General features: G+C 74.1%; 20 protein-coding genes and 2 tRNA genes. 9 read left to right on the top strand and 13 right to left on the bottom strand.

Going from position 1 to position 23,362, the window contains the following annotated elements:
- Nucleotides 1-23: 23 nt before the first annotated feature.
- Together ABD981_RS25370 and ABD981_RS25375 are read right to left on the bottom strand one after the other, a co-directional pair.
- A tRNA-Lys gene (locus ABD981_RS25370) sits at nucleotides 24-97 on the bottom strand.
- A 110-nt stretch (nucleotides 98-207) separates the two neighbouring features.
- Nucleotides 208-966: an IclR family transcriptional regulator gene (locus tag ABD981_RS25375; RefSeq protein ID WP_345530389.1), complete on the bottom strand. Its 759-nt coding sequence runs from the start codon at nucleotides 964-966 to the stop codon at nucleotides 208-210.
- A 340-nt stretch (nucleotides 967-1,306) separates the two neighbouring features.
- Between ABD981_RS25375 and ABD981_RS25380 the strand changes: the two genes are divergently transcribed.
- Together ABD981_RS25380 and ABD981_RS25385 are read left to right on the top strand one after the other, a co-directional pair.
- Entirely contained in the window at nucleotides 1,307-2,404 is a 1,098-nt protein-coding gene (locus ABD981_RS25380; protein ID WP_046911208.1) for an LLM class flavin-dependent oxidoreductase, read from the top strand.
- Between the two features lie 256 nt (nucleotides 2,405-2,660).
- On the top strand, nucleotides 2,661-4,379 hold the full coding sequence (locus tag ABD981_RS25385; RefSeq protein WP_046911207.1) for a glycosyl hydrolase family 18 protein: 1,719 nt from the start codon (nucleotides 2,661-2,663) through the stop codon (nucleotides 4,377-4,379).
- Between the two features lie 140 nt (nucleotides 4,380-4,519).
- On the opposite strand, the gene ABD981_RS25390 is transcribed toward ABD981_RS25385, so the two are convergent.
- A complete protein-coding gene (locus ABD981_RS25390; protein ID WP_123955086.1) occupies nucleotides 4,520-6,355 on the bottom strand; it encodes a putative bifunctional diguanylate cyclase/phosphodiesterase in 1,836 nt (611 codons plus the stop codon).
- 355 nt (nucleotides 6,356-6,710) lie between these two features.
- Here ABD981_RS25390 and ABD981_RS25395 point away from each other — a divergent pair, with 355 nt between their 5' ends.
- Nucleotides 6,711-7,988 carry a M6 family metalloprotease domain-containing protein gene (locus ABD981_RS25395; protein WP_046911214.1) on the top strand — a complete coding sequence of 426 codons (1,278 nt, stop codon included), beginning with the start codon at nucleotides 6,711-6,713 and terminating at the stop codon, nucleotides 7,986-7,988.
- A gap of 59 nt (nucleotides 7,989-8,047) precedes the next feature.
- On the opposite strand, the gene ABD981_RS25400 is transcribed toward ABD981_RS25395, so the two are convergent.
- The 7 genes from ABD981_RS25400 to ABD981_RS25430 form a co-directional block, all read right to left on the bottom strand.
- A tRNA-Lys gene (locus ABD981_RS25400) sits at nucleotides 8,048-8,121 on the bottom strand.
- Nucleotides 8,112-8,741, bottom strand: coding sequence for a bifunctional DNA primase/polymerase (locus ABD981_RS25405; protein ID WP_123955084.1), 630 nt, complete (start codon nucleotides 8,739-8,741; stop codon nucleotides 8,112-8,114). The genes ABD981_RS25400 and ABD981_RS25405 overlap by 10 nt, the downstream gene beginning before the upstream one ends.
- A 148-nt stretch (nucleotides 8,742-8,889) precedes the next feature.
- Nucleotides 8,890-9,246: a hypothetical protein gene (locus tag ABD981_RS25410; RefSeq protein ID WP_046911205.1), complete on the bottom strand. Its 357-nt coding sequence runs from the start codon at nucleotides 9,244-9,246 to the stop codon at nucleotides 8,890-8,892.
- A gap of 164 nt (nucleotides 9,247-9,410) precedes the next feature.
- Nucleotides 9,411-10,748, bottom strand: a complete 1,338-nt coding sequence (locus ABD981_RS25415; RefSeq protein WP_046911204.1) for an AAA domain-containing protein — start codon at nucleotides 10,746-10,748, stop codon at nucleotides 9,411-9,413.
- A gap of 2 nt (nucleotides 10,749-10,750) precedes the next feature.
- The gene (locus ABD981_RS25420; RefSeq protein WP_046911203.1) at nucleotides 10,751-12,334 is read right to left on the bottom strand and encodes a membrane protein; all 1,584 of its coding nucleotides are present in this window, start codon (nucleotides 12,332-12,334) and stop codon (nucleotides 10,751-10,753) included.
- On the bottom strand, nucleotides 12,325-13,476 hold the full coding sequence (locus ABD981_RS25425; RefSeq protein WP_123955083.1) for a hypothetical protein: 1,152 nt from the start codon (nucleotides 13,474-13,476) through the stop codon (nucleotides 12,325-12,327). Before ABD981_RS25425 ends, ABD981_RS25420 begins: the two co-directional genes overlap by 10 nt.
- The gene (locus ABD981_RS25430) at nucleotides 13,409-14,290 is read right to left on the bottom strand and encodes a phosphatase PAP2 family protein (protein WP_123955082.1); all 882 of its coding nucleotides are present in this window, start codon (nucleotides 14,288-14,290) and stop codon (nucleotides 13,409-13,411) included. The genes ABD981_RS25425 and ABD981_RS25430 overlap by 68 nt, the downstream gene beginning before the upstream one ends.
- A gap of 142 nt (nucleotides 14,291-14,432) precedes the next feature.
- On the opposite strand from ABD981_RS25430, the gene ABD981_RS25435 reads away from it, so the two are divergent.
- Nucleotides 14,433-15,029 (top strand): histidine phosphatase family protein, encoded by a 597-nt coding sequence (locus ABD981_RS25435; protein WP_046911200.1) that lies wholly within the window; start codon nucleotides 14,433-14,435, stop codon nucleotides 15,027-15,029.
- 39 nt (nucleotides 15,030-15,068) lie between these two features.
- Here the strand turns inward: ABD981_RS25435 and ABD981_RS25440 are convergent, their stop codons facing one another.
- The gene (locus tag ABD981_RS25440) at nucleotides 15,069-16,355 is read right to left on the bottom strand and encodes an NsdA family TPR-like regulatory protein (protein WP_046911199.1); all 1,287 of its coding nucleotides are present in this window, start codon (nucleotides 16,353-16,355) and stop codon (nucleotides 15,069-15,071) included.
- A gap of 234 nt (nucleotides 16,356-16,589) precedes the next feature.
- Here ABD981_RS25440 and ABD981_RS25445 point away from each other — a divergent pair, with 234 nt between their 5' ends.
- Complete coding sequence (locus ABD981_RS25445; protein WP_046911198.1) at nucleotides 16,590-17,027, top strand: hypothetical protein; 438 nt, start codon at nucleotides 16,590-16,592, stop codon at nucleotides 17,025-17,027.
- Between the two features lie 73 nt (nucleotides 17,028-17,100).
- Nucleotides 17,101-17,967, top strand: a complete 867-nt coding sequence (locus ABD981_RS25450; protein WP_046911197.1) for a spermidine synthase — start codon at nucleotides 17,101-17,103, stop codon at nucleotides 17,965-17,967.
- A gap of 67 nt (nucleotides 17,968-18,034) precedes the next feature.
- Here ABD981_RS25450 and ABD981_RS25455 read toward each other — a convergent pair whose 3' ends face one another.
- Nucleotides 18,035-18,628, bottom strand: a complete 594-nt coding sequence (locus ABD981_RS25455) for a hypothetical protein (RefSeq protein ID WP_046911196.1) — start codon at nucleotides 18,626-18,628, stop codon at nucleotides 18,035-18,037.
- Nucleotides 18,629-18,662: 34 nt separating this feature from the next.
- Between ABD981_RS25455 and ABD981_RS25460 the strand changes: the two genes are divergently transcribed.
- The 3 genes from ABD981_RS25460 to ABD981_RS25470 all read left to right on the top strand — a co-directional run bounded on the left by ABD981_RS25460 (nucleotide 18,663) and on the right by ABD981_RS25470 (nucleotide 22,441).
- A complete protein-coding gene (locus ABD981_RS25460; protein ID WP_046911195.1) occupies nucleotides 18,663-19,364 on the top strand; it encodes a response regulator transcription factor in 702 nt (233 codons plus the stop codon).
- On the top strand, nucleotides 19,361-20,767 hold the full coding sequence (locus ABD981_RS25465) for a HAMP domain-containing sensor histidine kinase (protein WP_046911194.1): 1,407 nt from the start codon (nucleotides 19,361-19,363) through the stop codon (nucleotides 20,765-20,767). The genes ABD981_RS25460 and ABD981_RS25465 overlap by 4 nt, the downstream gene beginning before the upstream one ends.
- Before the next feature lie 171 nt (nucleotides 20,768-20,938).
- The gene (locus ABD981_RS25470) at nucleotides 20,939-22,441 is read left to right on the top strand and encodes a glycoside hydrolase family 18 protein (protein ID WP_046911193.1); all 1,503 of its coding nucleotides are present in this window, start codon (nucleotides 20,939-20,941) and stop codon (nucleotides 22,439-22,441) included.
- Nucleotides 22,442-22,586: 145 nt separating this feature from the next.
- On the opposite strand, the gene ABD981_RS25475 is transcribed toward ABD981_RS25470, so the two are convergent.
- The gene (locus tag ABD981_RS25475; protein ID WP_046911192.1) at nucleotides 22,587-23,354 is read right to left on the bottom strand and encodes an alpha/beta fold hydrolase; all 768 of its coding nucleotides are present in this window, start codon (nucleotides 23,352-23,354) and stop codon (nucleotides 22,587-22,589) included.
- Between the last annotated feature and the right edge of the window lie 8 nt (nucleotides 23,355-23,362).

A 23,362-nucleotide genomic window follows, 5' to 3' on the forward strand; every position in this document is an offset into this window, starting at 1 on the left:
TCGCGAGGGGCTTCCTCTGTCGGTGCGCCGCCAGGGACTCGAACCCCGGACCCGCTGATTAAGAGTCAGCTGCTCTAACCAACTGAGCTAGCGGCGCCTGCTGACAGAGAAAATACTACCTGGTCCCGAGGGGTGCTCCCGACCACCCCGGGAGCCGCCCCGGGGTCCACCCCCGGGACCCGTCTCCGTCGGCGCCGCCCGAGCCGGTCAGATCGCCAGTGACAGCACCACCGGCGCGGCCCGCCGGTTCAGCGTGTCGGCCGCCGAGCGCAGCCGGTGCGCGTGCTCGATCGGCAGCGAGAGGGCGAGGCAGCCCACGGCCGAGCCCGCCGTCAGCGGGACGGCGGCGCAGACCGTGCCCACCGCGTACTCCTGGAGGTCGAGCACCGGGACGGTCGGCGGCTGGCTGTCCAGCTTGGAGAACAGCACCTTCTCGTTGGTGATCGTCCGGGAGGTCAGCCGGGCGATCTTGTGCCGGGAGAGGTGGTCGCGGCGCCCGTTCAGGTCGAGCTGGGTCAGCAGGCACTTGCCGACCGCGCTGGCGTGCGCCGCGGAGCGGAAGTCGACCCACTCGTTGACCTTCGGGGTGCGCGGGCCGTCGGTGAACTGGGTGATCTTCACCTCGCCGTCGATGTACCGGCTGATGTAGACGGCGGCGCCGACCGAGTCGCGCAGCTCGGTCAGCGTCTCCTGCAGCTTGAGCTCCAGGGCCTCGCGGCGGGTCAGGCCGGAACCGAGGAGGACGAGGGAGTCGCCGATCACATAGGCGCCGTCGGAGACCTGCTCCACGTATCCCTCGCGCCTGAGCATCAGGAGCATGGACGACAGATGGGCGACGGGCAGACCGGTCTCCCGTGCGATCTGCACGTCCGACACGCCGCCACCGTGCCGTGAGACGGTCTCCAGCACGCGCAGCGCGTATTGCACCGAGTGGAACGGCGCGGTGGGCTCGGGCTTCAGCGCCACGGTTTCCCCCTACCAGGTTGTGACCGCTAGCTTCCGTACCACGATAGCCGCCAAGGGCCCGATACGGGGCGGCTGTTGGCGAGATTGATGCGGTGCTCAGGGGCCGTACGCTGGGGCGCGCCACTCTGGCATATGCCAGGGTCACAGCCCTGCGGTAGAGGCTGAGGTCAGGGCCGTGCGTGAGGGTTTCCGTACGGGCGTTCGGCGCGTTCCGGACGTGAAGATTTTTTCGGTCCGGGGGCCCGGGGGCGGGTGGAGCCGGCCGGGGACGGAATAAACGGAGACAGCCTCCTGTTGTGCCTCCCCGTACAGACGTCCCTGCGCAGGAAGGCCGCCCACGGTGAGCGACGCGATTCGAGGAGAGGCGCGGGGCACCGCGCCCGTACCGCTGTCCGTACTGGACCTCGTGACCGTGGGCAGCGGGCGCACCGCGACCCAGGCCCTGGCGACCAGCGTCGAGATCAGCCGGCTGGCCGAGCGGCGCGGATTCCACCGGCACTGGGTGGCCGAACACCACTCCATGCCCGGGGTCGCCTCCTCCTCGCCGGCCGTGATCCTGGCCCACCTCGCGGCCCACACCCGCCGCATCCGGCTCGGCTCCGGCGGCGTGATGCTGCCCAACCACGCGCCGCTGGTGATCGCCGAGCAGTTCGGCACCCTGGAGGCGTTCGCCCCGGGCCGGATCGACCTCGGGCTGGGGCGCGCGCCCGGCACGGACGGCGCCACCGCGGCCGCGCTGCGCCGCAGCGACCGCCTGAACGAGGGCGCCGAGGACTTCCCGCAGCAGCTCGCCGAGCTGACCCGGTTCCTCGACGACGACTTCCCGGACGGGCACCCGTACGCCCGCATCCACGCCGTGCCGGGGCCGGTGCAGGGGCCGAAGGGCCGGCCGCCGGTCTGGCTGCTGGGCTCCTCCGGCTTCAGCGCGCGACTGGCCGGAACGCTCGGTCTGCCCTTCGCGTTCGCCCACCACTTCTCCGCGCACAACACCATCCCCGCGCTCGACCTCTACCGGGAGTCCTTCCGGCCCTCGGCGGTGCTCGACGCGCCGTACGCGCTGATCGGCGTCGCCGCGCTCGCCGCCGACGACCCGAAGGAGGCCCGCCGCCAGGTGCTGACCGGCGCGCTGTCGATGCTGCGGCTGCGCACCGGCCGGCCGGGGCTCATTCCGACGCCGGAGGAGGCGGAGGCGTACCCCTTCACCGCGGCCGAGCGGGAGTTCGTCGAGTCCTGGCTGGCGAACATCGTGTACGGCACGGCGGACGAGGTGCGCGAGGGGCTCGACGGGCTCGGGAAGCGGACCGGCGCGGACGAGCTGATGATCACGGCCAACGCCCACGGCGGGGACGCGCGGGTGCGCAGCTACGAGCTGATCGCCGACGCGTACGGGCTTCCGGTGCTCCCCGAGGCGCCGGTGACGTCGGCCGCGGGGGAGTAAAACCTGGATTTCGCGAGGCCGTTGGTTCGGACCTGAACGAACCGGCGGCCGATCCCTAAGTGAACCTTAAACCGCTCGTCACCTGTGGTGGCGGGCGGTTCCGTTGTGTGCTGCGAGCCCTCCGGAAGGCCCTGACGAGGGCTTTCTCTCGCCAATTGGTCTAGTCCTCAATCTGGTTCAGACCATTGACGCACTGTTCATGCGCCGGATATCACTGCTCCAACTTCCGTACCGCCATCCCAACCGGAGGCCGCACGTGCACCCCCGCAGACCAGTGATCGCCGCAGTTCTCAGCTCCGCCCTCGCCGCCGGCGCGCTCGCCGCCACCGTCGGCATCGGTTCCGCACAGGCCGCCGACAGCGCCGCCTCCGCTCCGTCGACCGGTGGCGTGAAGATCGCCTACTACGACCAGTGGAGCGTGTACGGAAACGCGTTCTACCCCAAGCACCTCGACACCCGGGGCATCGCGGCCAAACTGGACATCATCAACTACTCGTTCGGGAACATCCACCCGACCGACCTCACCTGTTTCCAGGCCAACAAGGCCGCGGGCGACGACAACAACCCCAACGCCGGTGACGGCGCGGGCGACTCGTACGCCGACTACCAGAAGTCCTTCTCGGCCGCGGACAGCGTCGATGGCGTGGCCGACAAGTGGGACCAGCCGATCGTGGGCGTCTTCAACCAGTTCAAGGAACTGAAGGCGAAGCACCCCAACCTGAAGATCAACATCTCGCTGGGCGGCTGGACCTACTCCAAGTACTTCTCGGACGCGGCCAAGACGGACGCGAGCCGCAAGAAGCTGGTCGCCTCCTGCATCAAGCAGTACATCCAGGGCGACCTCCCGGTCGAGGGCGGCTTCGGCGGCCCCGGCACCGCGGCCGGCATCTTCGACGGCATCGACATCGACTGGGAGTACCCGGGCTCGGCCGACGGCCACCTCGGCAACCACTACGCCCCCGAGGACAAGCAGAACTTCACCCTCCTGCTCGCCGAGTTCCGCAAGCAGCTCGACGAGTACGGCGCCGCCCACGGCGGCAAGAAGTACCTGCTGACCGCCGCCCTGCCGGCCGGCCAGGACAAGATCAAGAACATCGAGACGGACAAGATCGGCGCGTACCTCGACTACGCGAACATCATGACGTACGACATGCACGGCGCCTGGGACGGCGACGGGCCGACGTACCACCAGTCCCCGCTCTACTCCGGGACCAACGACCCGACCGACGCGATCAAGCCGGGCACCGAGAAGTACTCGATCGACAACGCCATCGACTCCTGGATCGACGGCAAGCCCGCCTACGGCATCACCGGCGGCTTCCCGGCCGGCAAGCTGACCCTGGGCTACGAGTTCTACTACCGCGGCTGGAAGGGCGTCCCCGCCGGCACCGCCAACGGCCTCGCCCAGCCCGCCACCGGCGCCTCCGGTGCCCGTCCGCTGAGCCAGCAGCCCGGCATCGCGCACTACAAGGAGCTCGGCGGCATCGTCGACAACCCCGCCACCACCTTCTGGGACGACCAGGCGAAGTCCGCCTACTTCTACAAGGACGGCGAGTTCTTCACCGGTCTCGACCAGCGCACCATCCAGGCCCGCGCCGACTACGCCCACCAGCGCGGTCTCGCCGGCGCGATGATGTACTCGCTGCTCGGCCTCGACGCCAACGCCACGCTCTTCAACCAGATCGTGACGGCCGTCGGCTCCTCGCCGACCTCCCCGACGACGCCGCCCACGACGCCGCCGACCACCCCGCCCACGACGCCGCCGACCACCCCTCCGACCACGCCGCCCACCACCCCGCCGACGACGCCGCCCACGGGCTGCACCGCCCCGGCGTACGTGGCCGGCACGGTCTACACCGGTGGCTCGACGGTCTCCCACAAGGGCCGCACCTGGAAGGCCCAGTGGTGGACCCAGAACGAGGAGCCGGGCACGACCGGCGAGTGGGGCGTGTGGAAGGACCAGGGCGCCTGCTGACCAGGTCCCGCCGCACCCCCGCTGAACCCGCACCGACCCCTCGCTCCACCGCATGAACCACTGCCCCCGCCCGGAATGTCCCTCCGGCCGGGGGCAGTTCCATGCCCGGACCCGGGGCGGGGCGCGTCCCCGCCGCCCGCTCAGACGGGCAGCGGCGCGACCCCGATCAGCTTCGCGATGCGGTCCGGGGCCACCGGCCGCGAGTACAGCCAGCCCTGCCCGGTGTCGCAGCCGATCCGGCGCAGCCGGGTGGCCTGCCCCGAGGTCTCCACGCACTCGGCGGTGACGGTGAGCCCCAGCCGGTGGGCGAGCTGCACCAGCGCCTCCACGATGAGCTCGTCCGCCGGATTGGCGTGCTCCTCGTCCTGGAAGCCGCGGACGAAGGAGCCGTCCAGCTTCAGCACCGAGACGGGCAGTCGGCTCAGATAGGCCAGGTTCGAGTAGCCGGTGCCGAAGTCGTCGATGGCGATCCGCACGCCCATGTCGCTCAGCGCCTGCAGCGCCTGGAGGGGCCGGCCGGCCGAGCCCATCACCGCGGACTCGGTGAGCTCCAGCTGGAGCAGGTGCGGGGCGAGCCCGGTCTCGGCGAGGATGCCGGCGACATCGGCCACCAGGTCCGAGTCCCACACCTGGCGCACGGCCACGTTGACGCTGACGAAGATCGGCCGGTCGCCGGGGTGGTCCTTCTGCCACTGCCGGGCCTGGCGGCAGGCGGTGTGCAGCACCCAGCGGCCGAGCTCGACGATCGAGCCGTCCTCCTCGGCGATCCCGACGAACCGATTCGGCGCCAGCGTGCCGAACTGCGGGTGGTTCCAGCGCACCAGCGCCTCGACCCCGCGCACCGCCCCGTCGACGAGGTCCACGAGCGGCTGGTACTCCAGCGCGAACTCCCCGCGCTCCACGGCCGGGCGCAGGGTGGAGCTGAGCGCCTGCCGGGTCATCCGGTGGGCGTTGCGCTCGGGGTCGAAGAGGGTCCAGCGGCTCTTTCCGTCGGCCTTGGCCCAGTACAGCGTGGTGTCGGCGGCCTGCATCAGGCAGGTGGCGGTCGAACCGTGGGCGGTCCGCTCGACCACGCCGATGGAGGCGGAGACCGAGAGCCGCTGCCCGGCCAGGTCGAACGGGCGCTGGAGCGAGGCCAGGACGGCCTGGGCCAGGTCGGCCAGCTGCTCGGTGCCGGTGGACTCCTCCACCAGGATGGCGAACTCGTCGCCGCCGAGCCGGGCGACGAGGTGGCCGCCGCTGCGGGTGTAGCCGTAGTGGTCCGCGCACTCGGTGAGCCGCCCGGCGACGGCGGCGAGCAGCCGGTCGCCGACCCGGTGGCCGAGCGTGTCGTTGACCGCCTTGAAGCCGTCCAGGTCGAGGTAGCAGATGCCGATCCGCCCTGTTCCGCCATGCCCGTACGACTGGTACGACTCGTACGACCGGTCCCTCGGGTCACCGTCCTGGGCGTCCAGGGCGGCGCTCTCCAGGGCCGCGGTGAGGCGCTCGAAGAACAGGGCGCGGTTGGGCAGCCGGGTGACCGGGTCGTGCATCTGGAGGTGGCGCAGCCGCGCCTGGAGCTCGCGGCGCTCGCTGATGTCGGCGACCGAGAGCAGCACCCGCGGGCTGTCCGGGACCGGGGCGACCGTCACCTCGGCCCACAGGGAGCGCCCGTCCGGGTGCTTGAGCCGGCGGGTGCAGCGGAAGCGGGAGCGCCGGCCGCGCAGCACCTCGCGGTACGCGTGCCAGGTGCGCCCGTCGGAGGCGAGGTCGACGAGGTCGGCGGCGGCCTGCTCGCGCAGCGCGGCGGGCTCGGTGCCGAGCAGGGTGCCGAGCGAGTCGTTGGCGGCGACGACGGTGCCGTCCTGGTCGACCAGGGCCATCGCGAGCCGGGCGGCGCGGAAGGCGGCGGAGCAGTCCCGGAGTTCGGACGAGTGACGCTCCGTGAGCACGGGCTCCGCCGACGGGTGCACCGGTTCTTCGGGGGTTCCGCTCACCGCTCGCTCCCGTAGTGCGTTCGGGCCGTACAGATGTGGTCGGAATGGTCGGCCAAGGAAAGTGTGCCGATCATAGAGGCTGGCCGGGGCGCCATTCCAGCTCCCGGGCCCGGCGCGGGGCCCGCGCGGCTTGTGAGGCTGCCCACCCGACGCCCTCGCCCGATCGTTTCTGCTCGGGTCTGACACGGGCCGACGCCACCCTGACCGAATGTGACTTTCCGTGAGCCGCTGCGCGTCCGTGTCGCGTCGACCCGGCGGGTCCCGCTCACCCGACCGGGGCAGCGGAAAGGTGCGAAACGCCGCAAACCATCACAAGGTGGGTGAGGTGTCGCGCATTCCGGAGCCGGAGGTCCACGTGAGGGGTCAGCAGCCACCCGGGGGAGCACCCGCGGGAGTGCCCGGAGGAGCGCCACGTTCGCGCCTGCGCGCCGGGGCCGCGGCCTTCACCTCCCTCGCGGCGCTCGCCACGACCGGCCTCGTGGCGGGTCCCGCCGTCGCCGCGCCCTCGGCCGGGCCCTGCGCCCTGCCCCGTACCGCCGCGCATCACTCGCTCGGCCTCGATACCTGGAACGGGTCCTATCCGCGGCCCACCCGGACCCTCGACGCGGTCATGGTCTTCCTGTCCTTCCCGGACTCCGAGCCCCTGACCGGCCCGGCCGAGCTCGCCGCCGACCACTTCCCCGGCACGGCCGAGTTCTTCGACCGCGCCTCCTACGGGCGCTTCCGCCTGCGCACCCACGCCCAGACCGCCTGGACCCGGATGCCGCGGGACTCCTCCGCCTACGCGATACGGCGGGACTGGGACGCCGAGCACCGCGCGGCCTATCTGCGCGACGCGGTCCGTGCGGCCGACGACTCCGTCGACTTCTCCCGCTACGACGTCGTCTACCTGGTCGCCGACCCGGACGCGCCCGGGGTGGACTCGGACGCCACCAAGGTGGTCAACCTGGAACACCCGCTGGAGGTCGACGGGACGGAGATCAAGCGGGTCGTCACGGTCTTCGAGCGCCACCCGCCGGACCGGAACGTGCTGGCGCACGAGACCGGGCACGTCTTCGACCTGCCCGACCTCTACCACCGGCCGGTGGACGGCAAGGGCGACTGGGACACCTTCGTGGGCGACTGGGACGTCATGGGCAGCCAGTTCGGGCTCGCCCCGGACCTCTTCGCCTGGCACAAGTGGAAGCTGGGCTGGCTCGACCGCTCCCAGGTGGCCTGTGTCCGCGGCCCCGGCACCCGCACGGTGAGCCTGGAGCCGGTGGCCTCGGCCCCCGTCGCCGGCGGCACGGTCGGGACCCGGCTCGCGGTCGTCCGCACCGGTGAGGACAGCGTCCTCGCGATCGAGGCCCGCGCGGCGACCGGCAACGACCGGGACACCTGCACCGAGGGCGTGCTCGTCTACCGGGTCCGCAACGAGGCGGCCTCCGGCGACGGGCCGGTCGAGGTCGTGGACACCCACCCGGACACCGAGGCCTGCTGGGACCGCTCGGTCTACCCGCCGCTCGCGGACGCCCCGCTGGCGGAGGGGGAGTCCTTCACGGTGCCGGGGACGGGCGTCCGGGTGGAGGTCGCCGACCGGTCGAAGGCGGGCGTCTGGACGGTCCGCGTCACGGGCCCGCAGGCCGCCCGCTGACGCCCCGTACCGCGAACACGAAGAAGCCCCCCGCTTGCGCGAGGGGCTTCTTCCGTCGGTGCGCCGCCAGGGACTCGAACCCCGGACCCGCTGATTAAGAGTCAGCTGCTCTAACCAACTGAGCTAGCGGCGCCTGCTGACGTCGTAGACATTAGCACCCGGATCCGCGGAAGGAAAAATCGATACGCGCACGTCGGCGGCGGAGGCCGCCCTGGCCGCCCGCACGCAGGCCCAGAGCAGCACCTCGGGGCCCGGCAGCCACGGAGAGCGGGTGTCGGGGGCGACCAGCCAGCGGGGGCCGGCCGTGTCGTGCGGGGTGAGCGGCGGGATGGTCACGGCGTCGCCGGTGCCGTGACAGAGCGGCCGGGGCACGGCCTGGCCCCACTCCTCCCAGTCGAGCAGGGACGGTAAGCGCTGGGCGGTGCCCGGGGCGGCGAAGAGCAGCATCCGGCCCCGGTGGGTGGCGACCGGCCCGGAGCCGGGCCCTTCGGCCCAGAGCCGGTCCAGCATCCGGCGCCCGAAGATCGGCTCCACGTTCACCACGTCGAAGGCGGTCCCGCAGGGCAGCACGGCCGGGGCGCAGGGGCGTTCCTCCCAGAGCTCCAGCAGGGACCGCGGCCCGGCGACGGCGGAGGCGAGCCAGGCGGCCCCCTCCTCGGTGACCCGGGCGGCCTGGTGCCGCCCCTCGTCCAGGTCCCGCAGGGCCCGGAGGATCTCGTACGGGGTCGTCTCGTCGCGCAGCCACGTGGTCATACGGAAGGTGTACCGGGCGTGACCGTTCCGTTTCGGCGGGTTGCCGGAAACCCGGACACGGCGGGGGCCGGGGGAGTATCTTGCGCCCCGGCATATGCCAGGCAGTCAGACCGGCGGCCGGTTCCCCCATACGGGGGACGGCGTCGGCTCACTCCTCCGGGTCGCGGCCGCTCGTGCGGATCAGGCCCTCGCCGAACTCGATCATCTTGCGGGCGTAGTCCTCGGTCCACTCCGCGCGCTCCGCCACGGCCGCCGGCGTGAGCCGGTCGAACCGGCGCGGATCGGCCAGCTGGGCCGCCGCGACCGCCTGGAACTCGACCGCCCGGTCCGTGGCCGCGCGGAAGGCCAGGGCCAGCTCCGTCGCCCTGGCCAGCAGCTCCCGCGGGTCCTCGATCGACTCCAGGTCGAAGAAGTGCTCCGGGTCGGCGGTCGCCTCGGCAGGCTCGAAGATCAGCGGGGCCGGCCTGACCCGCCGCTGTCCGCTCCGTTCCGCGGGTTCCGCCATCGTCCTTCTCCTCCTCGCACACAGGCGGCCCGGACACCCGGGCCACCATCCATTCTCCCGCGCCTGGCAAGAGCGCCCCAGGGCGCACCCACCGGCGCCCGACGCACGGGCCGCGCCCCCCGTCGCGCCGCTCCCGTCACGAGGGACCCGTCACGCCGCTCCCGTCACGGCGCCCAGCGCACCCGGTGCTCCTCCAGGTGGGACAGCACCGCGTGGTTGGCCTCCCAGCCGTCCGGGAACTTCACCGTGACGCCCAGCTGCACCGGCTCCGTCGACGGGTGCTCGTCCAGGAGCTCGCCGACGCCCGCGCGGCAGACCACGACGCAGGCGTGGCGGTGGCGGGAGGCCAGGACGCACAGGCGGCCGGTCTCCAGGTGGAAGGCGGTCGCGTCGGGGCGGCCGGACAGCGGGTGCAGGACGACCGTCACGTCGTACTCCCGGCCCTGGAGGCGGTTGGCCGTGTCCACCGTCACGCCCGTCACGCCGAGCCGGGCGAGCTCCGCCCGTACCGCCGCGGCCTGGTCGCGGTGGGCCGTGCCGACGGCGACCCGGTCCGGGGTGACGGGGGCCGGGGCGGCCGAGCGCTCCGAGACCGCGGCGGCGCCGCGGTCCAGGAGGCGGCGGACCACCACGGCGATCGCGTGCACCGCCTCCGGGTCGGTGCGCGGGGTGTGCCGGGCCGGGAGTTCGAGCAGGCCCCAGCCCGACTCCGCCGCCTCGTCGAGCACCCGGTCGGCGCCCGAGCCGTCGGAGGCCACCCCGAAGGAGAGCCGCCGGTCCCCGTGGTCCGTGCCGCTGCGGAACGGCGTGTACGGGTAGAAGGCGTCCGACACGAGGGGCGCCGCCGAGGCGGGCAGCCGCCAGGACACCGGGAGGCGGTGCTGCGGGAGCTCCGGATTGTGCGCGAGCAGCGTCGAGACCGCGCTCGCCGACGGGTCGTACGAGAGCCCCGCCCACTGCTCCGCGCCCACCACCGAGAACGGGTCCAGCTGCCCCGGGTCGCCCACGAACAGCGCCCGCTCGAAGAGCCCCGCCACCGCGAGCAGCGCGTCCGAACGCATCTGGTACGCCTCGTCCACGATCGCGTGCGCCCACGGCTCGACGTTCTTCACGTGCGCCCACTTCGCGGCCGTCGACACGACCACCGGGAGCCCCGTGAGCTCCCCGGCCTTCGCCGACTTCCGCACCTGTCCGAGCTCGTCGAGCGCCTTGTCGTACGGGGCGGAGTCGTTCGAGTGCAGCCGGCCCACGGCCAGCTCCGGCTGCTTCTCCGCGATCCGCAGCACCAGGTCGTCCACCTGCGCGTTGGTCTGTGCGACGACCATCAACGGGCGCCCCGCCTCGGCCAGTTCGAGCGCGGCGCGCACCACGAGCGTCGACTTCCCGGCGCCCGGGGGCGAGTCCACGACCACGCCGCGGGCCGCCCCGTGCAGCGTGTCGGCCAGGATCTCGCGGGTGGCCCGCGCGGCCTCCGCCGAGGGGTCGAAGCGGTCTCGGGCCACGCTCACAGCAGGTCCTCCGGCGTCACGGCGTCGGGCGGTTCCACGGCGTCCGCACGCGGCGGACCGCCGTGCGTCCACGGGGTCTCCTCCGGGTCCGGCAGCTTGGCGCCCACCCGCGCCTCGTGCTCGAACAGCGTCCAGGCGATCCGCTCGCCCTTCTCCGGCACCGAACCCTCCGCGGGCTCCTTGGCCCGGCCCATCCGGTCCGTCACCCGCAGCACCAGCGCGCCGTCCGGCTCCCGCCGGACGAACTCCGCGGTCTGCGGCCTGCCGTCGAGCGAGCGGTACACCTTCACGTCCTCGGCCAGATGGGGCAGGTCCTCGGTGCGGACGGTGAGCAGCGGGCGCGGACGGCCCTTCTCCGTGCGCGTCATCGTCACCTCCACGACCTCCCCGGCGAACGCCTCGCCCGCCAGCCGCCGCCCCGCCAGGACCAACGGGTCGTCCAGCGCCTCCTGCGCCTCCAACTGGGCCTGCGCCTGCTCGCGCGCCGCCAGCTTCTGCGCCGCGGTCACGGCGTCGTCCCGGCGCGGCTGCGGCGGCTCGCCCGCGGCGATCCGGTCGCGCTGGCCCGTGAACGACCAGCGGTCCCGGGTCCAGCGGTCGGCGACCCGGTCCCCGACCGGGAGCTCCCGCAGCAGGCCGAGGGCCCGCCAGGTCGCGTCCCAGGCCGGCTTCAGCTGCGTGACGAGCAGCCGGCGGATCTCCCGCTCGGCCCGCTGCAGTTCGGCCAGACCCGCCTCGGCCGCCTCGCCGTCCTCGGCGGCGCCCAGCGCCTGCCGGGCCCGGTCGTAGCGCTCGATCGCGGGAGCGAGCAGCCGGTTGTCGAAGGCCGGGTCGGTCGCCGGGCCGGCCGGCGGGCACAGCAACTGCCCCTGCGCGTCCCGTCCGAGCTCCGCCCGCAGCGCCGCCTCGGCCCCGCTCTCGCCCTCCGGCGGGTCGATCCAGGCCAGCAGGGAGCCCAGGTGCTGGTCCTCCAGGGAGGACTGTCCCGTCGCCCAGTGCCGGTTGAGCAGGTCCGTCGCGGCGACCAGCAGCGAGGAGCCCGGCACCCGGGCCCGCTCCCCGAAGTGCGTCAGCCAGCGGCCGAGCAGCGGCACCCGCGGCGGCGCCGGGAACGGCGTCTCCGGGTCCTGCTCGGCCGTCCGCCGGAACCGCGTCGAGCGCCCGAGCAGACGCACGTACTCGACGGCGGCCCGGCCCGGCACCACCAACTGCGGGGCGTCCGCGCACAGCTCGACCTCGACCTTGACCTTCTTGCCGGTCTCCGGGTCGGTCTCGGAGCGCTCGGCCGCCTCCACGACCTCCGTGAAGGAGTCCACGTACGGCAGGACGGCGTCGGCCAGCTCGGCGAGGAACGCGAAGCGCAGGTCCCGGTCGCGCGGCTGCGGCACGACCAGCAGCCGCGGCTCCGCCGGGTCGGTGCCGACCAGGGCCCCGAGCGGCGCACCCGCCTCACCGGCCGTCGTCAGGGGGACCAGGACCAGCGGGCGCGCGGACAGGTGCCGGTGGCGGACCGTGGCCAACGGGCGGGCCCGGCCCGCCTCGACGGCCTCCATCCGGGCCAGCGTGGAGATCAGCGGCATGCCAGGGCCTCCGTCCGCAGCGCCTGCGCCCGGCGCAGTGCCGCCACCGCCGGATCGTCCGGGTCCGCCTCCGCCGAGCCCTCGGCCCGGCGCGCACAGGGGGCGTCCCCTCCGCCCCGCGCCGCCGCCAGCACCTCGCCGATCGTCGTCAGACCGCCCAGCTCCCCGCGCACCGAACGGCCCAGGGCCTCCACCACGTCCGCGGCCCGGGCCCGCTCCCGGCAGTGGAAGGCCAGCTCGCAGGCGGCCAGGCACTCCGGCGCGTACGCGTGCGGCACCGCCTCCACCGAGCCGGTCAGCTGCTCCGCCGAGCACTCCGCCACGTCGAAGGAGACGCCCTCCGGCAGCGCCTCCACGATCTCCTCGATCCGGGTCAGCCGCTCCAGCTGGCGCCGCGTCACCGACAGCTGCTTGCGCACGTCGACCGCCGAGGCCGTCGGCAGGTTGGAGAAGTCCTTGGGGCAGACCAGCAGCACCGAGTGCGCCACCCGCGCGCCCTCCGTGACGGCGGCGACCCTGCCGAGGGCCAGCACGTAGACCGCGGCCTGGCGGGCCGCGGCGCCCACCTTCGCCGCGTCGGCCGAACCGTCGATCATCGGGAAGGACTTGATCTCCACGACCGTCCACCGCCCGTCGGGGTGCACCATCACCACGTCCGGCTCCAGGTAGACGGGCGCGCCCGCCACCTCCACGGCCAGCATCGGGTGGTCGAGCAGCGCCCAGCGGCCGGCCGCGGTCGCCTCCCGCAGCGCGAGCGCCGTCCGGGCCGCCCGGCCCTGGGGCCCGGCCGCCGTGAGGTCCGGCAGGTCCACGGCCGAGGGCTCCTCGATGCCGAGCAGCCGCAGCAGCTCGCGCCCGCCGTCGGCCTTGACCCTGGCCTCGAACGCGTTGCCCCGCGCTATCGCGAACTGGGACTGGCCGAAGCCCGAGGGCGAACCCAGCTTCTCGGCCAGCGCCGCTTTGTCCACCCCGGCGCCGTCGAGCAGCGCGCGCCGTCGGCAGCCCGGGTTGGCGGCCAGCGCGGCCAGCGCCCGCGCGTCGAGCGGACGCGGCACCGTGGCCGGTCCGCGCAGCTCAGCGAGCTGATGCCTGAGGGTCGTCTGCGGCGGCGGCTGCGGTCCGCTGTCGAGGGATGCGCTCACCCGCGGAAGTCTCCCATCCGCCACTGACAGCCGGGGAGTTTCGGGCGGATTCGGCACCGAACGCCCCACCCGCGCCCCGGGCGGAGAGGCGCCCGGCGACCCGGTCGGCGAGGCGCGTCGCGTACGGGGCGAGCAGCAGCCCGGCCCCCATCACGGCCGCCCCGGCGACCGCGTCCAGCAGGTAGTGGTTGGCCGTGCCCATGACCACGAGCGCGGTGAGCAGCGGATATGCGGCGGCGAGCGCCTTGGACAGCGGGGTCCGGCCGTGCCGCCACAGCATCACCCCGCACCACAGCGCCCACCCCACGTGCAGGCTGGGCATCGCCGCGTACTGGTTGGTGAGCGCGCCCATCCCGCGCGGGGCACTGGCCTCCGCGCCCCACCACCCGTACCCGCTGAACCGCGCCATCGTGTCGACGAACCCGTGGCCCGGGTCGAGCAGCCGGGGCGGGCAGGTGGGCAGCAGCGTGAAGCCGACGAGACCGAGCAGGGTGGAGAGCATCAGCCAGGTCCTGGCCGCCCGGTAGTGCGCGGGCCGGCGCCGGAACAGCCAGACCAGGACGGCCGGGGTGACCAGGTAGTGCAGCGAGGCGTAGACGAAGTCGGCGGGCACGCCGAGCGCGGGCGCCGCCGTGAACAGCCGGTTGAGCGGATGCTCGGCGTCGATCCCCAGGACCTGCTCGATCCGCAGGATCGCGAGACCGTGCGCGACCGCGGTGTCCACGTCTCCGCGGGCCAGCAGCCGCCCGCAGGAGTAGGCCGCGTACACCGCCCCGATCAGTGCGAGTTCCGTCCACCACCGTGGTCTGCGCATCCGAGCCCCCAGTTCCGCGCTTCTCCCCGATCCCGATCGTGGGAGGACGCCGGCGGGCGGCGGGAGGTTGCCCGGACGCCACCCGGAATTCACGTGGGCGATGATGGAACCGAACCGTTCCGTGAACACCCGGAGAGACCCCATGGCACCGCGCATCCTGCTCGCCCGGCACGGCCAGACCGAATGGTCGCTGCTGGGAAAGCACACCGGCAGGACCGACATCCCCCTGCTCGACGAGGGCCGGCGCGGGGCCAAGCTGCTCGGCGAGCGGCTGGGCCGCGGCCCGTGGGCCGGGCTCGACGGGGTCGAGGTGCGCACCAGCCCGCTGGTGCGGGCGCGGGAGACCTGCGACCTGGCCGGCTTCGGTGAGCGCGCGGAGAACTGGGACGCGCTCATGGAGTGGGACTACGGCGCCTACGAGGGGATGACCCCGGCCGAGATCCAGGCGGTCCGGCCGGGCTGGTTCATCTGGCGCGACGCGGTCCCGGACGGCGAGACACTGGCGGAGCTCTCGGCGCGGGCCGACCAGGTCGTGGAGTGGGCCCGCTCGGCCGACCGGGACGTGCTGGTCTTCGCGCACGGGCACATCCTGCGGTCGATCGCCGCGCGGTGGATGGGGGAGGACGTCTTCTTCGCCTCGCGCATCCGCCTCGACCCGACCAGCCTGTCCGTCCTGGGCTGGGCGTACGGAGCGCCCGCCGTCGAGCGCTGGAACGACACCGGACACCTGGAGCCGTAGCCGGTACGGGGTGCGGGCGGGTGCGGCGCCCGGCGCCCGTCAGTACGCGGCGAGGACCCGGCGGGTCTCCGCGAGCAGGGTGCGGATGCGGGAGGAGTCCACGCCGTCCAGGGAGTCCACCACCCGCTGCATCTGGGCCGCGGCCTCCTCGGGCCGGCCCGCGTGGGCGAGGTTCCCGGCGAGCTGGGCCCGGTAGAGGGCGAGGTTGCGGGCGAAGTGCGGGTCCTGCAGGACGGTGGCCCGGTGGGCGTGCCGGGCCGCGCGGGACCAGTCGCCCAGCATCGACCAGCACTGGGCCTCCAGGGCCTCCAGCTCGGGCTCGCCGAAGAACGACATCCACTCGGGGTCGCTCTCCCCGGCGCCCCGGGCGAAGAGCGAGTGGGCCCGGCCGAGGGCCTGGGTGCAGGCGGACCTGTCGCCGAGTCCGGCCCAGGCCCCGGCCTCGCGCAGGGTCAGCAGGGTGAGCAGCCGGGCGGAGCCGAGCGGCTGCGCGGCCCGCAGTCCCGCCTGGGCCGCCCGTACCGCCTCCCGGTACCGGCCCGCGTCCCTGGCCAGGAACGAGGTGTTGCAGAAGGCGTGCGCCTCCAGGGCGGCGTCCCCGGCGACCCGGGCGGTGGCGAGGGCCTCGGCGTAGTGGGACCGGGCGTCGTCGAGGCGGCCGGAGTCATGGGCGAGCCAGCCGACCGAGATGGCCAGCTCGCCGGCGCCGTTGTGCAGCCGGTCGGCGGTGGAGCGGCGGGCGCTGACGCCCGCGTCGAGCAGGGCGTAGGCGGTACGGAGCGGCTGGGTGGCCCGCTGGTAGAGGCCGTCGGCGCCGTGCCGGTCGTCGAGCAGGCGGATCTGGCGCACGGCGTCCTCGACGGCGCGTACCTCGGCGTCGCCGACACGGTGGACGCCACGGGGGGCGGGGATGGCGACGGCGGAGCCGCCGAGTCCCAGCGAGGCGGCCGCCACGGTGGCGGTACCGCCGGTCATGAATGCGCGACGCAGCACGTCGCTCTCCTCATCGTTCCGGGTGGTGATGGCGAGGGGCGGCGGTGCCCCGGCCGGTACGGCCGGCCGCCGGCCGCGAACGGCCTCCCGCGCCGAGAACCCCAGGTCCGCCAGGCTCAGTCCGGGGAACATGTGCAGGAACACCCGCTCGTACGCGTAGTTGGGGCAGCGGATCTCGCCCGCCTCCACGCGCCCGATGTAGCGGGCGTCGCATGCGACCTGCTCGCCGATCTCCCGCGCGGCCCGGCGGACCGTCGCGGCGAACTCCGCCGGCGAGTGCCGGCCGCGGAGTCTGCGGAAGGCGAGATTGGGAACTGCCCGTGACAACGCCATGGCCGAGCCCTCTCCTGGTGCTGCCGGTGTTCCGGCGGGGCAAGAACGTACCTGCTGTGACCGGCCGCGCACGCAGGGTTTGCAAACAAATCGGATATCTCGCCTGCGATCTGCCATGAACTGCCATCCTTTGCGGCGGCGTGCCGCCGTAGCCGTTGACGTCCACGGGCGTTGAACCATGCGGAGGGACGGAACGTGTCTCCTCTGGAGTGAGCTGGAGTGAGGAGGGGTCCCATGGCGGAGACCGCATCACAGTCCACCGCGATGCACGCGCCCACGCCGGACGCGAGCGCGTCCCCGGCCGAGCCCTGTGACCTGGTGACCGTGCCGGCCCGGCAGGGCCTGGAGGCCGTGGACATCCTGCGCCGCGGCGGGGCCCCCGCCGTCGGCCCGGTGCTCCACGACGGCGCCTGCGACACGCTCGGCTTCCTGGTCCCGCCGGGGACGGCGGCGGGCTGGGACATGCCGGGCAGCGCGTGTACCGAGACGCTGGGCCGGGGGCTGCGCCTGCCGGAACTGCCGGAGCTGCCCGGCCCGGACGGTGCCACCCCGCGCCCCGCGGACTGGCTGCTGCCCCCGGGCGACAGCGGCGAGGTCACCGACCCCGCGATGCTCCGGGAGGCGCTCGGTCAGGCGGCCCGGCTGATCGAGGCGGCGGACGGCTGCCGCTGATCACCCGCGGGTGCTCCTCCGGCCCGTCGGGCTCGTCGGGCGGAGCGCCGCCGGCTGCGTCGATAATGGGGCCGTGGCCAGGAACAAACAGCGGGAACGGGCGGCATCGGCCGCCGCCGTCGTCGAGACCGTCGACGGCGGGCTCGCCGAACTCATACCCGACCGTGAGCGGCCGCGCGGCTGGACGCTGCTGATCGACGGCGCCCCGCAGTCGCACGTCGACCTCGACGATCCCGCGCACCTCACCTTCGAGTACCAGCGGCGCCTCGGGCACATCGCCGATCTCGCCGCCCCGCCGAACCGGCCGATCCAGGTCGTGCACCTCGGCGGCGGCGCCTTCACCCTCGCCCGGTACATCGCCGCCACCCGGCCCCGCTCCACCCAGCAGATCGTGGAGCTCGACGGGCCGCTCGTGCAGCTGGTCCGCCGCGAGCTGCCGCTCGACGCCACCGCCCGGATCCGGGTCCGCTCCACCGACGCCCGGGCCGGGCTCGGGAAGGTGCAGGACGGCTGGGCGGACCTGATCATCGCCGACGTGTTCAGCGGGGCCCGCACGCCCGCGCACCTGACCAGCACCGAGTTCCTGGCCGAGGTCAGGCGGGTGCTGCGGCCCGGCGGCTTCTACGCGGCCAACCTCGCCGACGGCCCGCCGCTGGCCCATCTGCGCGGCCAGATCGCGACCGCCGCCACCGTCTTCCCCGAGCTGGCCCTCACCGCCGACCCGACCGTGCTGCGCGGCCGCCGCTTCGGCAACGCCGTGCTGCTGGCCTCCGACCGGGAGCTCCCGGTCGCCGAGCTGACCCGGCGGGTGGCGACCGACCCGCACGCCGGGCGGGTCGAGCACGGGCGGGCGCTCGCCGACTTCACCGGCGGCGCGGCCCCGGTCACCGACGCGAGCGCCAAGCCCTCGCCCGTACCGCCCGCCTCCGTCTTCCGCTGAGGTCGGGGCGCGTCCGGGAAGTCCCGCCTGGCCCTGCGACCAGTCGGCGCCACGTTCCGGGCCCGGCCTAGATCGCCTGCTCGTCGATCTCGACGCGCGGCGCGGTGTCGTGCCAGACGCAGAAGACGGAGATCTCCCGGCTGCCCTTGGTGAAGGTCACCCGGATCCAGGTCGTCTGCTTCCACACCTGCATCTGCCAGCCCGACTCGGGGGTCGCGCTGACGAGTTCGGCCGAGGACGGGCCGAGGTCGAAGACCGCACGGCCGCCGTCGGTGCCGTAGCTCTTGACGTTCCCCGTGCCCCCGGAGCCGCCGCTGTCCGGTGCCGTGCCCGTCCCGCCCGAGCCCCCGGGGGTGCTCGTCGCGGACGCCGGGCGGGTGGGGCGGTGGGACGGGGGCGTGGCCGGGGGAGTCGCCGGCGGCGTGGTGGCCGGGGGAGTCGGCGGGGCCGTCGTGGGGGAACCGGTCGTGCGGGTCGAGGACGTGACCGGGTCGGAGCCGGTGGCGGGGCCGACGCCGCTCGGGATCGGCAGGGCCCGCGGCGGGTCGTAGACCGTGCCGGCGAGCACCGTGTGCACGCCCCACCACGAGAGCGTGACCGCTCCGCCCGTGGCGAGCGACCACGCCAGCGCGTGAACCAGTCCTCTTCGCATCCTGCTCATACTGCCATCCCCTGAATGGCGTACGGTGCGCCCCATGGCAAGTGTGCTCGTGGTCGAGGACGACCAGTTCGTGCGCTCCGCCCTCATCCGGCATCTGACCGAGGCGTCGCACCTGGTGCGCAGCGTCGGCACGGCCCTGGAGGCGTTGCGCGAGGTCGCCCATTTCCGTTTCGACGTGGTCATTCTCGACCTCGGACTTCCCGACCTGGACGGGGCCGAGGCGCTGAAGATGCTGCGCGGCATCACCGATGTCCCGGTGATCATCGCGACCGCGCGGGACGACGAGGCGGAGATCGTCCGGCTGCTCAACGACGGCGCGGACGACTACCTGACCAAGCCCTTCTCCGTAGAGCACCTGTCCGCCCGGATGGCGGCCGTGCTGCGCCGGGCCCGGTCCTCGGCGGGCGAGGTGCCGCCGCCGCGGGAGATCCGGGTGGGCGGGCTCGCCATCGACCCGCTGCGCCGGCAGGCGGCCCTCGACGGAGCCGCGCTCGACCTGACCCGCCGTGAGTTCGACCTGCTCGCCTTCCTGGCCGGCCGGCCAGGGGTGGTCGTGCCGCGCAAGGAGCTGCTCGCCGAGGTGTGGCAGCAGTCCTACGGGGACGATCAGACCATTGACGTACATTTGTCATGGCTGCGACGCAAATTGGGCGAAACGGCCGCCCGCCCCCGCTACCTCCACACCCTGCGCGGGGTGGGTGTGAAGCTGGAACCGCCGCTGGAGCCGCAGCCGTGAGATGGGCGCTGGTCAAGGTGTCGCTCGCCGTCACCGCCATGGTCGTCGTCGCGTTCGCCGTGCCGCTCGGCCTGGTCGTCAAGGAGATGGCCCGGGACCGGGCCTTCTCCAACGCCGAGCGCCGCGCCGCCGGTCTCGCGCCGGTCCTCGCGATCACCACCGACCGGGAACAGCTGGAGCGGGCCGTCGCCACCACCGACGACGGGGCCGAGGGCCGGCTCGCCGTCCACCTCCCCGCGCCGCCCGGCCGGCCCGGCGCCGCGGGCATCGAGGTCGGCACCCGGCGCGCCACCGACGAGAACCTGGCCACCACCCGTGCGCTGGGCCGGGCCACCATCGCCGAGGTGCCGGGCGGCTCGGTGCTGCTCCAGCCGACCGCGGTCAGCTCCGACCGGGTCGCCATCGTCGAACTCTTCGTCCCCGAGGGCGAGGTCACCAACGGCGTCGCCACCGCCTGGCTGGTCCTCGCCGCCGTCGGCGTCGCCCTCATCGTCGGCTCCGTCGCGGTCGCCGACCGGCTCGGCGTGCGCATGGTCCAGCCCGCCCAGCGGCTCGCGCGCGCCGCCCACGAGCTGGGCGAGGGCAAACTGGGCGCCCGGGTCCGCGAGGAGGGCCCGCCGGAGCTCAAGTCCGCCGCCACCGCCTTCAACTCGATGGCCGACCAGGTCCTCCAACTGCTCGCCAACGAACGCGAACTCGCCGCCGACCTGTCCCACCGGCTGCGCACCCCGCTGACCGTGCTCCGGCTCAACGCGGCCTCGCTGGGCTCGGGTCCCGCGGCCGAGCAGACCCGGGCCGCCGTCGAGCAGCTGGAGCGCGAGGTCGACACGATCATCCGCACCGCCCGCGAGGCCAAGCCGCAGACCCAGCCGACCGCGCCCCTGGCGGGCTGCGACGCCTCCGAAGTGGTGCGCGAGCGGATGGACTTCTGGTCGGCGCTCGCCGAGGACGAGGACCGCAAGGTGCGGGTCGCGGGCGTCGACCGCCCCGTGCGCATCCCGGTCGCCCGGCCCGAACTCGTCGCCGCGCTCGACGCGCTGCTCGGCAACGTCTTCCGGCACACCCGGGTGGGCACCGCCTTCTCGGTCGACCTCCACAACGGCGACGACGCCGTCATCATCCTGGTCTCCGACGCCGGTTCCGGCATCGACGACCCCGCCGCCGCCCTCGCCCGCGGCAACAGCGGCGGCCGGGACGGCTCCACCGGACTCGGCCTCGACATCGTGCGCCGCATGGCGGAGTCCACCGGCGGCGACGTGCGCATCGGGCACTCGGTGCTCGGCGGCACCGAGGTCCGCATCTGGATCGGCCTCGACGGGCGCCGCTCCGCCGGTGACGGGGGCCGCCGGGGCCGCCGCGCCGGGTCGGCCGCGGGACGCCGCGGACGGCGCCAGAAGGTCTGACGGGGGCCACGCGGGCCGCCAACCTTTCGGCGTCCCGATGCCTCCCTTAAGCGGATCCTAAGAATCCTCAACCCCGGCCCCCTCGTGCTCATTTGTCCGTTTCCCTGCCGCTAGCGTGCTGCCGCACCCCCGATCCACCCCCCACTCCCGGCACGCAGAGGCAGGCACGCGATGGGCACCAGTTCGCACCGGCGCAGGGCGAGCGGCAGGACCAAGGCCGTCGGCGCGGTCGTCGCCGCCGCCGTGATCGGCGGCGCCGCCTTCGCGTTCACCGGCACCGCACAGGCCGCCGCCGTCGGTGCCGCATACACCAGGACCAGCGCCTGGACCGGCGGCTACACCGGTCAGTACGTCATCACCAACGAGACCTCCACCCCCCAGTCCGACTGGACCCTGGAGTTCGACCTGCCCGCCGGGACCTCCATCGGCTCCCTCTGGAACGGCGACCACACCGTCTCCGGCCGCCACGTCACCGTGAAGCCCGCCGGCTGGAACCGGCAGCTCGCCCCCGGCGGGTCCGTCACCGTCGGCTTCGTCACCTCCTCCTCCGGCACCGCCGGGGACCCGGTCGGCTGCCTCATCAACAAGTCCGCCTGTTCCGCCGGCGGCCCCGCCCCCACCCCCAGCGGCCGCCCCTCCGACCAGCCCACTGTCACGGCCGCTCCCACGGCCACCCCCGCCCCCACGAAGACGGTCACCCCCACCCGGAGCGCCACCCCCACGGCCTCCGCGACCGTCACCCCGGCGCCCACCGCGACCGCCACCACCCCGCCCGGCGCGGCCCCCGCCCGCTACGCCCCCTACGTCGACACCTCCCTCTACCCCGCGTACGACCTGCTCTCCACCGCCGACCGGACCGGCGTCAAGGAGTTCAACCTCGCCTTCCTCACCTCCGGCGGTGCCTGCGCGCCGCTGTGGGGCGGGGTCACCGACCTGGCCTCCGACAAGGTCGCCGCCCAGATCGGCGCCCTGCGCGCCAAGGGCGGTGACGTCCGGGTCTCCTTCGGCGGCGCGGCCGGCCACGAACTCGCCCTCAACTGCTCCTCGTCCACCGCCCTCGCCGCCGCGTACGGCAAGGCGGTCGACCAGTACGGGCTGACCAAGGTCGACTTCGACATCGAGGGCGCCGCCCTCCCGGACACCGCCGCCAACACCCGCCGCTCCCAGGCCATCGCCCAGCTCCAGAAGTCCCACCCGGGGCTGAACGTCTCCTTCACCCTGCCCGTCATGCCCGAGGGCCTGACCCAGCCCGGCGTGGACCTGCTGGCCGACGCCAAGCGCAACGGGGTCCGCGTCGACGCCGTCAACATCATGGCGATGGACTACGGACCGGCCTACAGCGGCGACATGGGCCAGTACGCCGTCTCGGCGGCCACCGCCACCCAGGCCCAGATCAAGGGCGTCCTCGGCCTGTCGGACGCGGCCGCCTGGAAGACCGTCGCCGTCACCCCCATGATCGGCGTCAACGACGTCTCCAGCGAGGTCTTCCGGGTCGACGACGCCACCCAGCTGGTCGAGTTCGCGAAGTCCAAGGGCATCGGCTGGCTGTCGATGTGGTCCTCGACCCGCGACAAGCAGTGCGCGGCCGGCGCGATCGGCTACGCGGACGCCACCTGCTCCTCGATCCTCCAGCAGCCGCTCGCCTTCACCAAGGCCTTCGCCGCCTACCGATAGCCCCGGGAGTTCCCCGAGGCGGACCTCCCCCTGGGCTCCCCCGCGGGCCCAGGGCCCCGTACCCCCCACACCGCGCGCTCCGGCCGGAAGTCCACCCCCACCACCGGCCGGGGCGCGCCCCCTTTTCCCCTTCCCCGGGTGGGCGTCAGCCCTCCTGCTCCCGCAGTCCCTCCAGCTCCTCCAGGAACTCGACGGTCAGCTTCCCCCAGGCCGCCGGGTTCTCCGCGAACGGCGCGTGCCCGGTGGCCAGTTCGGTCAGGCGGGCGCCGGGAATGCCCGCGGCGACCGCGCGGTGCAGGGCGGGGGAGACGAGCCGGTCCTCGGTGGTGGATATGACGAGGGTCGGCACGCCCACCCGGGCCAGGTCCGCGCGCACGTCCGCCCGGGTCACCAGGTCGGCGTGGTCCGGCGTCCCCGCCGGGACGGACTCGGCGGTCAGCCGCACGACGCCCTCGACCACCCCGGGGCTCATCGGGTCGAGCATGGCCGGGCTGAAGACGAACGGCACCAGGAGGCGGGCCACCAGCTCGTGCTGCCCGCTCTCGGCGAGGTCCCGCCACAGGTAGGAGGCCTGGCGCAGCGTGTGGTCCGCCCGGGCGAAGGGGGCGGTGAGCACGAGTCCGCTCACCCGCTCCGGGTGGCGGGTGGCGGCGCGGACCGCGACGGTCGTGCCCAGCGAGTACCCGGCGACGGCGAAGCGCCCGACGCCCGCCGCGTCCGCCTCCGCCACCAGGCCGTCGGCGAGCGCGTCCAGGTCGAGCGGGGCGGCGGCGCGCGGCGCGGAGCCCGTACCCGGCAGGTCGAAGCCGACGACCCGGCGTCCGCCGGCGGTCAGGGCGGCGCGGATCGGGCCGAAGTGGGAGTCGATGCCCCCGCCGGAGCCGTGGGCCAGGAGCAGAGCGTGCGCGGTCATGGAAGTCC

The sequence above is a fragment of the Streptomyces showdoensis genome, assembly GCF_039535475.1.
Taxonomy (GTDB): Bacteria; Actinomycetota; Actinomycetes; order Streptomycetales; family Streptomycetaceae; genus Streptomyces; species Streptomyces showdoensis.